At 65.3% G+C, this 14,798-nt stretch carries 12 protein-coding genes; 2 read left to right on the top strand and 10 right to left on the bottom strand.

All coding sequences use genetic code 11. The annotated features are described in order from the left end of the window. The first annotated feature begins 119 nt into the window (after positions 1-119). On the top strand, positions 120-2,825 hold the full coding sequence (locus HU230_RS22875; protein ID WP_176529745.1) for a DUF2339 domain-containing protein: 2,706 nt from the start codon (positions 120-122) through the stop codon (positions 2,823-2,825). 27 nt (positions 2,826-2,852) lie between these two features. Here the strand turns inward: HU230_RS22875 and HU230_RS22880 are convergent, their stop codons facing one another. The 7 genes from HU230_RS22880 to HU230_RS22910 form a co-directional block, all read right to left on the bottom strand. After that, positions 2,853-3,086: a DUF6894 family protein gene (locus tag HU230_RS22880; protein WP_050403167.1), complete on the bottom strand. Its 234-nt coding sequence runs from the start codon at positions 3,084-3,086 to the stop codon at positions 2,853-2,855. Between the two features lie 236 nt (positions 3,087-3,322). Beyond that, positions 3,323-3,901 carry a hypothetical protein gene (locus HU230_RS22885; RefSeq protein ID WP_176529744.1) on the bottom strand — a complete coding sequence of 193 codons (579 nt, stop codon included), beginning with the start codon at positions 3,899-3,901 and terminating at the stop codon, positions 3,323-3,325. 187 nt (positions 3,902-4,088) lie between these two features. Further along, positions 4,089-5,075, bottom strand: a complete 987-nt coding sequence (gene acuI / locus HU230_RS22890; protein WP_176529743.1) for an acrylyl-CoA reductase (NADPH) — start codon at positions 5,073-5,075, stop codon at positions 4,089-4,091. 45 nt (positions 5,076-5,120) lie between these two features. After that, positions 5,121-6,368, bottom strand: a complete 1,248-nt coding sequence (locus HU230_RS22895; RefSeq protein ID WP_176529742.1) for an MFS transporter — start codon at positions 6,366-6,368, stop codon at positions 5,121-5,123. Between the two features lie 189 nt (positions 6,369-6,557). Continuing rightward, positions 6,558-8,039 (bottom strand): cell wall hydrolase, encoded by a 1,482-nt coding sequence (locus HU230_RS22900; protein ID WP_176529741.1) that lies wholly within the window; start codon positions 8,037-8,039, stop codon positions 6,558-6,560. Between the two features lie 415 nt (positions 8,040-8,454). Continuing rightward, entirely contained in the window at positions 8,455-11,370 is a 2,916-nt protein-coding gene (ppdK, locus tag HU230_RS22905) for a pyruvate, phosphate dikinase (protein WP_176529740.1), read from the bottom strand. Positions 11,371-11,461: 91 nt separating this feature from the next. Continuing rightward, positions 11,462-11,617 carry a DUF3096 domain-containing protein gene (locus HU230_RS22910; protein ID WP_084518327.1) on the bottom strand — a complete coding sequence of 52 codons (156 nt, stop codon included), beginning with the start codon at positions 11,615-11,617 and terminating at the stop codon, positions 11,462-11,464. Positions 11,618-11,852: 235 nt separating this feature from the next. Here HU230_RS22910 and HU230_RS22915 point away from each other — a divergent pair, with 235 nt between their 5' ends. Then, on the top strand, positions 11,853-12,212 hold the full coding sequence (locus HU230_RS22915; RefSeq protein ID WP_176529739.1) for a DUF1236 domain-containing protein: 360 nt from the start codon (positions 11,853-11,855) through the stop codon (positions 12,210-12,212). A gap of 376 nt (positions 12,213-12,588) precedes the next feature. Here the strand turns inward: HU230_RS22915 and HU230_RS22920 are convergent, their stop codons facing one another. From HU230_RS22920 to HU230_RS22930, 3 genes are all read right to left on the bottom strand, one after another. Then, the gene (locus tag HU230_RS22920; protein ID WP_176529738.1) at positions 12,589-13,689 is read right to left on the bottom strand and encodes a hypothetical protein; all 1,101 of its coding nucleotides are present in this window, start codon (positions 13,687-13,689) and stop codon (positions 12,589-12,591) included. Positions 13,690-13,828: 139 nt separating this feature from the next. Continuing rightward, complete coding sequence (locus HU230_RS22925; protein ID WP_210284192.1) at positions 13,829-14,200, bottom strand: GFA family protein; 372 nt, start codon at positions 14,198-14,200, stop codon at positions 13,829-13,831. Positions 14,201-14,202: 2 nt separating this feature from the next. Further along, on the bottom strand, positions 14,203-14,796 hold the full coding sequence (locus HU230_RS22930) for a class I SAM-dependent methyltransferase (RefSeq protein WP_176529736.1): 594 nt from the start codon (positions 14,794-14,796) through the stop codon (positions 14,203-14,205). Positions 14,797-14,798: the final 2 nt, after the last annotated feature.

The raw sequence follows: 14,798 nt of genomic DNA on the forward strand, positions 1-14,798 counted from the left end.
TAGTTCTTTGATTTGAGCATGATCTTTTCGGAAAACCGCGCACACTTTTCCGGATCATGCTTTAGGTTGCGACGGGCGGCCGGTTGGCCGATGGTCCGGCGCGTCCCGCCGGAGGCCCGATGTTCGATTCGCCGTTCGAATTCCTGACGCTCGTCATCGCGATTGTCGCGATCATTTTCGCGCGCAAGGCGCTGGGCCAGATTACGGTGCTGCAGCGCCGGCTGGATGCTATCGAGGCCGCAGGCTGGGCGAGTGCACGAACGGCCACTCCGACGCCCCTCACCCCGTTGCAGGAGTTCGAGCAGACGCTCCCGACAGCGCCTCCGATCGCGCCACCGCCGCTCCCCGAGGCGGCTGCAAACGAGCCGGCTGCCCGGGCCGAAGCGGCCGCGGATGCAGCAAGCGCCGCCCCACCTCCACTTCCAGAACCGCCCGCCCCGCCGCCCCCGGCGCCTGGCTTCGAGGAGACGCTCGGCACACGCTGGGTGGTGTGGATCGGCGGCCTGACGCTCGCGCTCGGCGGCTTCTTCATGGTGCGCTATTCGATCGAGGCCGGGTTGCTCGGGCCCGGCGTACGCACGATGCTCGGGGGGCTGTTCGCGCTGGCGCTGCTCGGCGCCGGCGAATGGACGCGGCGCAAGGAAAGCATCTCCAGCATCGCAGCGCTTCCAGTCGCCAACATTCCGGCGATCCTCACCGCCGCCGGCACCGCGGTGGCGTTCGCCACCGTCTACGCCGCCTACGCCCTGTACGACTTCCTCGCGCCGGCAACCGCCTTCATCCTGCTCGGCATGGTCGCGCTCGGCACGCTCGCGGCCGCGCTGCTGCACGGACCTGCGCTGGCCGGGCTCGGCATCGTCGGGGCCTTCGTCACCCCGATCCTGGTCTCGTCCGACAAGCCCGACTTCTGGTCGCTCTACATTTATCTTGCCATCGTTACGGCGGCGGCGTTCGGCCTCGCGCGCATCCGGCTGTGGCGCTGGCTCGCGGTCACGACGATCGCCTTCGCGCTGCTATGGACCTTCCCCTGCCTGCAATGCGGGCCGGAGATGATCGCGCCGCACGTCTTCCACGTCATCGCGGGCTTCGTGCTGGCGGCGCTGCTCGTGGTCTGCGGCTTCATGTTCGGCCCCGACGGCGACGGCGAGGAGATCGAGCCGATCTCATCCGGCTCGCTCGCGGCCTATCTGTTCGGCGCGATGCTGATCGTGCTCAACAGCGCGCATGCCGACAGCGCGATGATCGGCTTCGCACTGCTGACGGCGGGAAGCCTTGTCGTGGCCTGGCGCGCGCCCGCCGCTGCCGGCGCGATCGCCGCCGCGTCGGTCTTCGTCTTCATCGTGTTCGGCGAATGGGCCGTCCGCCGCAACGTCGACATGCTGGTGCTGCCGGGCGGTGCGATCCCGGGCATCGGCCCGTCCGCGACCGACGGCTCGGTCTCGCTGCAACTCGTCACCGCCGCGCTGTTCGCGGCCGCCTTCGGCATCGCCGGCTTCCTCGCGCAACTGCGTTTTGCCACCACGAAGATCACGGTGACCTGGGCCGCGGCAGCCGTGTTCACGCCGGTCGCGCTGCTGGTCGCACTTTATGCGCGCATCGCGCATCTCGACCGCTCGATCCCGTTCGCGATCCTCGCCGTGCTGCTCGCAGCCGCCTACGCGGCCGCGACCGAAGCACTGACCCGGCGCGGCGAACGGCCGGAGCTGTCGCCCTCGATCGCACTGTCGGCCACCGGCGCCCTCGCCTCGCTGGCGCTGGCGCTCACCTTCGCGCTCGACAAGGGCTGGCTCACCATCGCGCTGGCGCTGGTGTCGATGGGCACGGCATGGCTGTCGGTGCAGCGGCCGATCCCGTTCCTCCGCTGGCTCGCCGCGATCCTGGCCGGCATCGTGGTGCTGCGCATCGGCTACGAGCCGCGGATCGCGGGCGATGCCGTCGGCACCACGCCGATCTTCAACTGGCTGCTGTGGGGCTATGGCGTTCCGGCGCTGTCATTCTGGGCGGGAAGCCATTTCCTGCGCCGCAATGGCGACAACGTCCCGCTGCGGATGGTCGAATCCGCTGCGATCCTGTTCACGGTGCTGCTCGCCTTCATGGAGATCCGTCACGCGGTCAATGCCGGTGACGTCTATCGCGAGAGCGCCGGGCTGACCGAAGTCGCTTTGCAGGTTGGCGTGACGCTTGCGATGGCGATCGGGCTCGAGCGGCTGCGGCTGCGCAGCGGCAGCATCGTCCATAATGTCGGCGCGGTGCTGCTGACCGCGTTCGCCGGGCTTGCCAGCCTGTTCGGGTTGCTGGGGCTGGAGAACCCGATGCTGTGGTGGCAGGACGTCGGCGGCAGCTTCATCAATCTGCTGCTGCTCGGCTATGCATTGCCCGCCGTGCTGGCGCTGCTGCTGTCCTACGCGGTGGCGGGGCATCGTCCCGCTGCATATGCCAACACGATCGCCGCCGGCGCGCTGGTGCTTGCGCTCGCTTACGTCACGTTCGAAATCCGCAGGCTCTATCATGGACCGGTGCTGACGCGCGGCGAGACCACGGGTGCGGAGCAATACACCTATTCGATCGCTTGGCTGATGTTCGGCGTCGTGTTGCTCGGCATCGGCATCGTCGTCAACTCGCAGCGGGCGCGGCTCGCCTCCGCTGCGGTGATCGGGCTTACGATCCTGAAGGCGTTCCTGGTCGACATGTCGACGCTCACCGGAGTCTACCGGGCGCTGTCGTTCATGTGCCTTGGCATCGTGCTGGTCGCGATCGGCTGGCTGTATCAGCGGATCCTGTTCCGCAGGCGGGCCGCTCCGCCGGTCCCGCAGGCTGGGGCCTGAAGCTTCTTGTCCTGAACGGCGAGCGCCTCAGTCGACGGATTCGGCAACCAGCCGAATCCTGAACACGGGCTTGCGGCTCTCGTCGAGCAGCTCCATGTGCCATTCGCTGTCTTGCTTCATGTTGCGCGAAATGCTGCCAAGGAAATTACCGCAGACCTTGGTCATCTCGGCCCAGGCCACGTCACGGCTCTCGAACTCCGTCGCGTGGTCGGACGCACCAGCGTAATCGCCATCACTGATACGGAAAAAATACTGCGCCATATGACTACTCAAATCGGTGTCCCCGTCATCCCGCCTGTCGGCGAACGCTAGGCTATTGAGTAGCTATCAACGCGTGGCGACCGCCATCCGTATGACTACGGCTTGGCGTTATTCCGGCTAGCGCGCAGATGAGATGTAAGAGCGTTTTCGAGCGAAGTGGATACCGGTTCGCGTGAAGAAAACGCGTCAAAACAAGAATCTAGAGCCCGTTCCGATTCAATCGGAACGGATAGGCTCTAGTCGGTGGAACGGCGCAATTCCGGTGCGCTCTCGACCTTGGCAGGCTCGGCCTTGACCGGCTCGAGTTTCGAGCTTCCGACCTGCGGTGTCTCGACACGCGACACTTCGGTCGGCGAGGCATCCGCGGATCGGGTGCGCGGGTGCAGCGAACGCGGACGCGCCACCGCGCGTGCCATCAGCATTTGCTGGCCGCCCTGGTGATGGAAATCGCAGTAGGCGAAGCCCATGCCGGAGACCGAGCCGCGGAACGTGCGGTCGTCCTGCTTGTCGAGATTGAAGCACGGTTCGAACGGAATGCCCTTCAGCGACGCGCACACGCTCTGACCGCGGATTTGCAGCGTATTGCCGGGCAGGCGCACGTGGCGGATGGGTCCGGAGCCGGAGAACTGGATCGAGCCGGTGGCGCCCAGATCGTCGAGGATACGGCCGGCGCCGCGGGTGCCGTCGAAACAGGTGAACGCGAACACCTTGCCGGCGACGAATTTGCGGGCCTCATCGGCGTTCATCATGCCTGCGAATGCCGGCACGACCATTGCTCCGGCCGTGACGGCCCCCAACACCAAACGCGCAAGCATGAGCTACTCCACTTACGAGCGCGGGCACCCGCTCCTTGTTGAGCATGATCCCCGCACCAACGCTTCTCGACGTCTGCGCGAGGAAACCCGGCCCCCCCGGGATCATGCTGCAAGTCTCTTTACCCGCTGCTTACCATACCAACCGTGGCAACATTGGAGCAGCTTGGTTGGTAAAGTCTGAACGTCCTCAGACTATTTTTACCACGATCCGGCCGCGGACCTGGCCACCGAGGATTTTCGCACCGTACCCCATGACTTCGTCCAAGGCGATTTCATGAGTGATATCAGCCAGTTTTGCCTTATCCAGATCGCTGGCAAGGCGGCGCCAGGCAGTCCTGCGGAGCTCGATCGGGCACATCACGGAATCGATGCCGAGAAGGCACACACCGCGCAAAATGAAGGGCGCGACCGACGACGGCAGGTCCATGCCGGCCGCCAGGCCGCAGGCCGCGATGGCACCGCCGTACCTGGTCATCGAAAGCAGATTGGCGAGGGTGGTCGACCCGACGCTGTCGACGCCGCCGGCCCAGCGCTCCTTCGCAAGCGCCTTGGGGACCCCCGACAGCTCGGCGCGATCGATCACCTCGGTGGCACCGAGACCTTTGAGATAGTCGACCTCCGACATCCGCCCGGTCGAGGCGATGACATGATAGCCGAGCTTCGAGAGCACGGCGATCGCGACCGAGCCGACGCCGCCGGCGGCACCCGTCACCACCACCGGGCCGCTCTTCGGCGTGAGGCCATGCTTCTCCAGCGCCAGCACCGACAGCATCGCGGTATAGCCGGCGGTGCCGACCGCCATCGCATCGCGGGCCGAAATGCCGTCCGGCAGCCGCACCAGCCAGTCGCCCTTGACGCGGGCCTTTTCGGCATAGGCGCCGAGATGGGTCTCGCCCATGCCCCAGCCGTTGCAGACGACCTTGTCGCCCGCCTTCCAGTCGGGATGGCTGGATTGTTCGACGGTACCGGCGAAATCGATGCCGGCGATCATCGGGAAACGGCGCACCACCGGCGCCTTGCCGGTCAGCGCCAGGCCGTCCTTGTAGTTCAGCGTCGACCATTCGACGCGGACGGTGACGTCGCCGTCCATCAATTCCGCTTCATCGAATTGGGTCAGTGCGGCGGTGGTACCCTTGTCCGCCTTGTCGATCCTGATTGCCTTGAACGTTGCCACGATGAGCACTCTCCGTAATCTTGGTTTCGGGGAGTGTTTAACCCATCAGGCAGGCTGCGCAACCGGGCGTACGACCGGCTTTTCGACGATCGGCAGGTTGATCAGCGCCGACAGCACGCCGAACAGCACCGACAGCCACCAGATCGGCGCGTAGGAGCCATACTGCTCGAACACGACGCCGCCGAGCCAGACCCCGAGGAAGCCGCCCACCTGATGGCTGACGAAGGCGAAGCCGTAGAGGGTGGAGAACCAGCGGGTGCCGAACATCAGCGCGACCAGCGCCGAGGTCGGAGGCACGCTCGAGAGCCACAGCAGCCCCGAGACCGCGCCGAATGCGATCGCCGAGAACGGCGTCACCGGGAACGAGATGAAGGCGACGGTCGCCAGCGCGCGCGAAAAGTAGATCGCCGAGAGCAGGTAGCGCTTCGGAAAGAAGTTCTGCAGCCAGCCGACGCTGAGCGAGCCCACGATGTTGAACAGGCCGATCGCCGCAACCACCCAGCCGCCGGTGGTCGCCGGAATGCCGCGGTCGGCCAGATAGGCCGGCAGATGGATGGTGATGAAGGCAAGCTGGAAGCCGCAGGTGAAGAAACCGAGCACCAGCAGCACATAGGAGCGATGGCCGAAGGCTTCGGCGAGCGCGGTCTTGAACGACTGCTGGTCGGCGGCCGACACCTTGCCGGCCTCGGCGGGTGGCGTCACAAGCGCGAGCGAGAGCGGCACGATCAGCAGCATCAGCGCGCTGAACACGACGAGCGCGGTCTGCCAGCCGAAATTGTCGATCATCGCAACGCCAAACGGCGCGAACAGGAACTGGCCGAACGAACCGGCGGCGGTGCCGGCACCCAGCGCGATGCCGCGCTTCTCCGGCGGCAACAGCTTGCTGAACGCTGCCAGCACCAGATTGAACGACGAGCCCGACAGGCCGAAACCGATCAGCACGCCGGCGCTGATGTCGAGCGACAATGAGGTGGTCGAGTAACGCATCAGCAGCAGGCCGGCGGCGTACAGCAAGGCGCCGACGATCATGACGCGCAGCAGGCCGAAGCGGTCGGCAATGGCGCCTGCGATCGGCTGGCCGAGCCCCCACAACAGGTTCTGCAGCGCGATGGCAAGGCCGAACACGTCGCGGCCCCAGGCGAATTCGCGGCCCATCGGCTGCACGAAGAAGCCGAGGCTGGAGCGTGGGCCGAAACTCAGCAGTGCGATCGCACAGCCGCAGACGATGATGACGAGCGGTGTGCGCCAGGTGGTGCCCGATGTCGGTCGGAGATCCCCGCTGCTAACGGCCATCTTGTATTCCCCCGCAACTGCTGCGGGGGAACCGCCCCGCGAAACATTGCCGGGAGTTAATGCATCTGCATGGAAAGCCCAAGAGGCGGCGGAGAAAAATATTCGCTCGCAAGGCAGCTCTGCAGAATCCGGGAGGATGACGAGCGTCATTCCGGGGTATGGCGAACCTGGAATGGAAGGCAGGAGGCGTTATCGCTTGGCGCTGGCCTGCTCGGCCGAGCTCTGGGCGGCTTCGGCGAGTTGCGCCGAGATCTTGGCGGTCTCGGCCGGGTTGCCCCAGCTCGGTGCGTCGCTGCCGTCGCCCCAGGCGCGCGGGCGATAGAAGGTGTGGACGCCGAACTTGTACGTCTTCTTCATTTCACTGACCCAGGACGGCCGCACCCAATAGGCGTGGTAGTGGGTCGAGCGATCGACTTCCGGCAGCCACAATTTGCCGTCGAGGATCGCCTTCGAGATCTTCTTCGCGCGGTCCCACATGTCGGGCTCGCGGACCACGTCGGGGATGTTGTCGCAGGCGAAGGTGAACTGGCAGGCGTAGTGGCGGTTCTTGTTCTGGTAGACCACGCCGCACACCGTCTCCGGATATTTGCCGGAGAAAGCGCGGTTCAGCACCACCTGGGCGACTGCGATCTGGCCCCGCACCGCTTCGCCGCGCGCTTCGAAATAGACCGCCTCGGCGAGGCACTTCTCCGACTTGGCGCGCGATTTCTCGTCGAACAGGCCGAGCCGCTCCGCCGGCGTCTTGGTGTGCTGGTCGTCGGCGTTGACCTCACCTTTCGGCGCGATGCTCTCGCCCATCTCGCCGGCCTTGACCGGGCCGTCGGCATCGACCGGCAGTGACGCCATCACCTTCAGGTCGGGATCGGGCTGCGCTGCCGGCACAACGACCACCGGCGCCTCGCCGGGCTGCCAGCGCTCGAGATTCTCGGGCGTGCCGAGCGACGAGCCGAAGAACAGGCTGGCGGTCTTGAATGCAAACGGGTCGCGCTCATGCGTTGCATCGGCAGGCGGCGCAGCGGCAGGCTTCGCGGGCACAGGCTTCAGATCATCGAGCGGGCTGGCCTCGAGCGACATCGACACGTCGTATTGCTGCGGCGACGGCTTGGTATATTGCGGCAACGGCGGCGCACGCAGCGCCTCCTGCAATTCGGGATCGAGCGGGGCGTTGTCGGCCGGTGCGGTTGCGGTCTTCATGCCCTTGGCCGACGAATTCGATATCGCGGGATCCTCGTTCGCCGGAGCCGTGTTCGCGGGCTGTGCAGGATCGACCTGGTCAGGCCGCCCGACGACGAGACGATCGCCCTTCAGGGTGCGATCGACCTTGGGAAAATCGGATGCCTGGTAGCGCGGCGGCGGAGCTGCGATCGGATTGCGCGTCACGGTGCCGGTGATGTCCGCGCTCGGACTGTCCAGCCTTGCGAGCAGGATTTGCGGATCCTGCGGCGCGGAAGTTCCGATCGGACGGCCGAAGCTGTAGGTCGCGACCTGGATGGAGCCGACCGCGGAGGCGAAGACGCGTTTCTGCCAGCGCTCGGCGACGCCGGGCTGCCGGGCCAAAAGCGACGCAATATCCTGATATCCGAGCTCGGTCGGCATCAGTGCGAAGATGCCAAGACCGAGACCGAAGAGCGCAAGACGTGCGCCCTTCGGCTGGTTACGCGACACAAACATCGTACGCTCACGCAACGCTTACTGAGTGCAATCGAACGCGGTACATCCGCGCAATTCGACCTTTCTCGTTGCTAACTTGTTTAGGTTGCCGCGGAGTTAATCGGCGTTGCACGCGCGCTACACTCAAGCGATCGCGCATCCGAGGCGCGCTGCATCAGGCGCCTTGGTAAACGCGCGGCGCATGAAAATCGTAAACACCGGGTCAATGAGAATGGTGAACAAAGTGTTGCAGGCGGTGACCGCAATGCACCGTCATTGCGAGCGAAGCGAAGCAATCCATCTCACCGCACATGCGGGTCGATGGATTGCTTCGTCGCTATCGCTCCTCGCAATGACGGTGCTTACCAAGTGCCTCAACAAACAAAATGGCCGGGACTTGGTCCCGGCCACTGCACCCTTGGAACGACTTGATCGCTCACGCCTGGCTGGCGATCTCCTTGCCGAGCGCGGCCTGCGCTGCTGCGAGACGCGCGATCGGCACGCGATAGGGCGAGCAGGAGACGTAATCGAGCCCGACCTCGTGGCAGAACGCGACCGAGGCGGGATCGCCGCCATGCTCGCCGCAGATGCCGACCTTGAGGTTCGGCCGTGTCTTGCGGCCGCGCGTCACGCCGATCCTGACCAGCTCGCCGACGCCGTCGCGATCGACCGAGATGAACGGATCGATCTCGAGAATGCCCTTGGCGACGTAGGTGCCGAGGAAGCTCGCGGCGTCGTCGCGGCTGATGCCGTAGGTGGTCTGCGTCAGGTCGTTGGTGCCGAAGGAGAAGAACTCCGCGGTCTGTGCGATCTCGCCCGCCATCAGGCAGGCGCGCGGCAGCTCGATCATGGTGCCGACCTGGTAGGTCAGCTTGACGCCGGTTTCCTTCATCACTGCGTTGGCGGTCGCATCGATCCGCGCCTTGACCAGATCGAACTCGGCCTTGGTCGCGATCAGCGGCACCATCACCTCGAGTCCGACCGGCTTGCCAGTGCGCTTGCCGGCTTCGACGGCCGCCTCGAAGATCGCGCGCGACTGCATCTCGGCGATCTCGGGATAGGCGATCGCGAGACGGCAGCCGCGGAAGCCGAGCATCGGGTTGAACTCGGACAGTTCGCGGGCGCGGTCGGCGAGCTTGCGCGGATCGGTGTTCATGGCGCGCGCCACTTCCTCGATCTCGGCCTGGGTGTGCGGCAGGAACTCGTGCAGCGGCGGATCGAGCAAGCGGATCGTGACGGGCAGGCCCTTCATGATCTCGAACAGCTCGACGAAGTCGGCGCGCTGCATCGGCAACAACTTCGACAGCGCGGCGCGGCGCGACTGCTCGTCCTCGGAGAGGATCATCTCGCGCACGGTGCGGATGCGGGTCTCCTCGAAGAACATGTGCTCGGTGCGGCAGAGCCCGATGCCTTCGGCACCGAACTTCACCGCGGTGCGCGCATCGTCGGGGGTGTCGCCGTTGACGCGGACGCCGAGCTTGCGGACCTCGTCGGCCCAGCCCATCAGCGTGCCGAACTCGCCCGACAGCTCCGGCTCGATCATCGGCATGCGGCCGGCCAGCACCTGCCCGACCGAGCCGTCGATGGTGATGACGTCGCCGGTCTTGAAGGTGCGCGAGCCGATGCTCATGGTGCCGCGGCCGTAGTCGACACGAATGGTGCCGCAGCCGGAGACGCAGGGCTTGCCCATGCCGCGCGCGACCACCGCCGCATGCGACGTCATGCCGCCGCGGGTGGTCAGGATGCCTTCCGCGGCGTGCATGCCGTGGATGTCTTCCGGGCTGGTCTCGATGCGGACCAGGATCACCTTGCGTCCGTCGGCCTGCAGCTTGGCCGCTTCGTCCGACGAGAACACGATCTCGCCGGAGGCAGCACCAGGCGACGCCGGCAGGCCGGTCGCGATCACGTCGCGCTTGGCGGCGGGATCGATGGTCGGGTGCAGCAGCTGGTCCAGCGACGCCGGATCGATCCGCGTCACCGCGTCCTTGCGCGAGATCAGGCCTTCATTGGCGAGCTCGACCGCGATGCGCAGCGCCGCCTTGGCGGTGCGCTTGCCGCCGCGGGTCTGCAGCATCCACAGCTTGCCCTGCTCGACCGTGAACTCCATGTCCTGCATGTCGCGGTAGTGCTTCTCGAGCAGCGTGTAGATCCGCGTCAGCTCCTTGAACGCGGCCGGCATCGCGGCTTCCATCGACAGCTTGTCGGAGCCGGATTCCTGGCGCGCCTCCTCGGTGATGTCCTGCGGCGTGCGGATGCCGGCGACGACGTCCTCGCCCTGGGCGTTGATCAGGAACTCGCCGTACAGCTTGCTCTCGCCGGTCGAGGGGTTGCGGGTGAAGGCCACACCGGTCGCCGAGGTCTCGCCCATGTTGCCGAACACCATCGCCTGCACGTTGACGGCGGTGCCCCAGGATTCCGGGATGTCGTGCAGCTTGCGGTAGGTCACCGCGCGCGCGTTCATCCAGGATGAGAACACGGCACCGATCGCGCCCCACAGCTGATCGTGCGGATCCTGCGGGAAGTCGTGGCCGGTCTCCTTGGCGACCGCCTCCTTGTACTTGCCGACCAGCTCGACCCAGTCGTCGCCGGTGAGGTCGGTGTCGAGCGAGTAGCCCTGGCCGTCCTTGAAGGTGTCGAGGATGTCCTCGAAGTGATGATGCTCGAAGCCGAGCACCACGTCCGAATACATCGTGATGAAGCGGCGATAGCTGTCATAGGCGAAGCGACGGTCGCCGGAGAGCTCGGCGAGCGCTTCGACCGTGCGGTCGTTGAGTCCGAGATTGAGCACGGTGTCCATCATGCCCGGCATCGAGGCGCGCGCGCCCGAGCGGACCGAGACCAGTAGCGGGTTCTTGGCATCGCCGAAGGTCTTGCCGGTCAGCTTGCCGACATAGTCGAGTGCCTTCTCAACCTGTGCTTTCAGTTCCTTCGGATACGTCTTGTCGTGGTCGTAGAAATAGGTGCAGACCGAGGTCGGGAGGGTAAAGCCGGGAGGCACCGGAAGGCCTAGATTGGCCATTTCCGCGAGATTGGCGCCCTTGCCGCCGAGCAGATTGCGCAAGGTCGCCTGGCCCTCGGCCTTGCCGTCGCCGAACGTATAGACCCACTTGCCGGCCTTGATCGCTGGCGGAGCCGCCTTTTTCGCAGCGGTGACGGCCTTTACCGGCGCCTTGCTGGCGGGCTTTGCAGCCGGCTTCTGAGCCGATTTGGCAGCGGGTTTCGGCGCCGGCTTCGGGGCGCTCTTCTTCAGCGCCTTGCGCGCCGGCGCGGCCTTCCGGGCCGGTGCCGAGGACTTTGATTTCGCTGCGGTTTTCTCGGCAGTTTTCTTGGACTTCGCGACGGCTTTGGCCATGTCAGACAACAATCCGAAAAGAGGGGTCGAAGATGCGCGCCTTACACCATTTTGGGGGGTTCCGCGCAAGCCGCGAAACCCCGCTTTCCCGCTACAGGTGCAGCCAGCGCAGCAGGCCCATCCCCACGAGCCCGACGAAGATCAGGTAGATCGCGACGATGTAGTTGAGCAGCCGCGGCATGATCAGGATCAGGATGCCTGCAATCAGAGCGACAATGTGCGGCAAATGCCCAGCGGTGATGACCATTGAAGAGTTCTCCGGCGGTTTTTGGAGGAGCGAATCGAGCGGCAGTTTATCCGCTGCGGGGGTTTCCACATCAAGACGTCCGTCACGGCCTGAGAGTTCCCGCAACTCACGAAAATTGCTCCAAAATGCCGCGTATGTGGCGGCGGTTTTTCCGGAACATCGCCACACCAGATGCATTGGCTCGCCGTGCGCATCGGCGAAGGCCGGCGCGCGCGTCAGACGAATGGAGCGAGCCATGCGAAACAGAATACTTGCCGTTGCAGCGGTTGCTGCTGCGATCACGGTGCCGGCTGTTGCCGCACAGGCCCAGACCGTCGGCATTGTCCGCGGTGGCCCGCCGGTTGCAGTCGAGGATGACGAGGGCATTGCCGTCGAGCAGCGCCCGGCATTCCGCGAATACATCGTGCGCGAGCGCGTACCGAACTACACCGTTCCGGATCGCGTCGTGGTCGGCACCGTGTTGCCGGATGCCGGCGTAACCTATTACGACGTGCCGCAACGGTTCGGCGCGACGCCTTATCGCTACACCGTTGTGAATGGCGAGACCGTTCTGGTCGAGCCGCGTTCGCGACGGATCGTTCAGGTCGTCGAATAGCGCAACTCTGCACGATCGCCTGAACGAACAGTCCGGGCGCCGCGCAAGCGGATGTGCGCGCAGATCGACCGGACCAGAAAGCCCCGCCCGGCCTCCCCTCCGGGCGGGGCTCTTCTGTTCTAAAGCATGATGAGATTAGGCTGAGCTGGAGCGGCGTCGAAAAGTTCACCTCTCCCTTTGGGAGAGGTCGATTTGCACAGCAAATCGGGTGAGGGGTTACGGTCTGTCGAGAGAAGCAAGAGCCCTCACCCGGATTGCACCGGACGATGCTTCGCATCGCCGAGAGCAATCCGACCTCTCCCCGACGGGAGAGGTGAACCGAAAGCGCGGCAAGCCGATTCAACCAAAACTCTTCCCGCTTCAGTGTCGCACCGAATTACGATTTCAGGATCGAGAGCAGCGTCGAGGTCGACTTGTAGCTCTTGATCGCGGCGTCCTGGAAATCCTGCGTCCAGTTGGCCGCCTGGCGTTCCTCAGCACTCATCGAGGAATATTGCTTGAGGATGCCGAGGCTGAACTGGCGCGGATCGCCGGCGGACTGGCTCTGCTTCAATGCATCGAGCACGGCAAGGCGGGTCCGCGTGTTGAGTTCCTGCTTGGCCGCGAAGATCTCCTCGCCCGAAAACTTCTTGTCCTGGTTCAGCGAGATCGCCGACAGCGAGCGGTTGTCGAGCGAGGACAGGTCGGCGAGCTGCCCGGTCTTGCGGCGGGAATCGTACACCAGTTGCTTGCCGCTCTTCGCCGCCTCGCTCTTCTGCCGATCGAGGAAGGCGCGCACGTCGCTCGCCACGCCGCTGAAGTCGCGCGTGTTACCCGTCGTGGGAGATGTGGTTCCCGCCAGCGCGGCCGCGATCGGGTCGCCTGGAATTCCCGCCGGCGCCTTGTTCGGATCCTGCTGCGTCGCCTGATAGCCCTTCAGCACCGCGGCGCGCTGGTTGGCCCAGGTGGCGGTGGCCTTTTCCTCATCGCTGGCGCCGTCGAGATAGTCGAGCGCCGACTTGTAGCTGACGCTGTAGTCGCCGGTCAGGCGCGTGGTCGCAAGCGACGGCGCTAAGGCCTTGTCGAAGCGCTGCTTCAGTTCGGTGGCGGCGACCGCCTGCTCGTCCGGCGTGAACTTGCCGCCATTGTTGGTCGAGATCGCAAACAGCGAGCGGCGATCAAGTGTCGAGAGATCGATGGTGGTCTTGCCGTCGACGATCGGCTTGTTCACGCCCGCGACCGTGTAGAGCCGGTCGAGCGTGACGCGCGCGTCGTTGGTGACGGTCGCAAAATCCGGCAGCGGCGCCTTGGCGAGCTGCGCGCGGGCGGCGTCCGACAGCGTCAGGTTGGTTGCAGCGCTCGATGTCGCGGACGCCGACAGGTCGCCGGCGGTGCCGTCGCCCGACAAAGTCGCCGCCAGCGAGGGCGTCGCGGCGGCCCGCGCATAGGCCGAACCATATTGGGCGTAAGGATTGGGCGTGGTGCCGATCGAGGTCATCGGGGAGGTCCCTGCATTGGCGCGAGGGGCGATTTCTTAAGAAATCGTTGACTCGCCAGGACCCTCGCAGGGCATGGTTAATAAATTGCGAATTGTTTCGAAATATTTCTGGCGCGACACATCTCGTGGCGGCAACCCCTTACCTGTCGACGACCCAGGCGTGGCGGCGCTGCGTAAAGACCGATTGCGACGGCGCGGGAAAATCAGGGTCCGCGAAGGCGCCGACTGCAACGCCTATCAGATCCGGCGCGCGACCGGGCTCCCAATAGACCGACGATCCGCAATTCGGGCAGAAATGAAAGACCACTGGAGACCCGCTGCCGCCGATGCGGCTGTATTCGCGCGCCTCGCCCTGCGGCTCGACATCGGCGCGCGGAAAGAACGCGGCGACGCCATAGGTACTGCCGGTTCGCTTCTGGCACTCCAGGCAATGACACAGCGATATCGTGAGGGGTTCGCCCTGACAGGTGACGCGGAGCTGTCCGCAGGCGCATGTCGCGAGCCTTGCCATCATCACCTGCCCTTGCTGGCGACCAGCCGGTGAATGACCTTACCGGACGAGGCGCTGACGACTTCCGCATCGAGCAGCAATTCGGCCGCCGCCAACTCAGCCCGCACCAGCGCCGTATCGAAGGCTGCATAGAGCCGGCCGTGCGCATCGCGCGCATCGTCACCTGCGGTGACGCGCCAGCTCAGATAGAAGATGCCGCCGGGCGTCACGAGTTCGAACATGCGGCGCACCGACGGCGCGATCAGCGCGGGATCGAGATGCATGATCACGGTCTCGCACAGCACATTGTCGAAGCTGTTGGCGGCGACGCCGGATAGCTCGGGCAATTCGGCGTGGGTAAAGCGCAGCGTCGGGTAGCGGGCACGAGCTTCCGTGAGCAGGCCCTCGGAGGCATCAAAGCCTTCGGCCGGAAAACCGTTGGCATTCAGCCACGCCACCTCGCGGCCGCTGCCGCAGCCGATATCGGCTGTTACGCCGCCCTTGATGAAGAATTGCCCGACGATCTCTTGCAGATCGACCGGCGCCGGCTGCTCGTGCCAGTCCTGCGCAAACGCCGCCGCCTCCTTGTCGTAAGCGGCGAGCGTTGCGCGGTCCATCG

Origin of the sequence: Bradyrhizobium quebecense, assembly GCF_013373795.3 — a bacterium.
GTDB lineage: Bacteria > Pseudomonadota > Alphaproteobacteria > Rhizobiales > Xanthobacteraceae > Bradyrhizobium > Bradyrhizobium quebecense.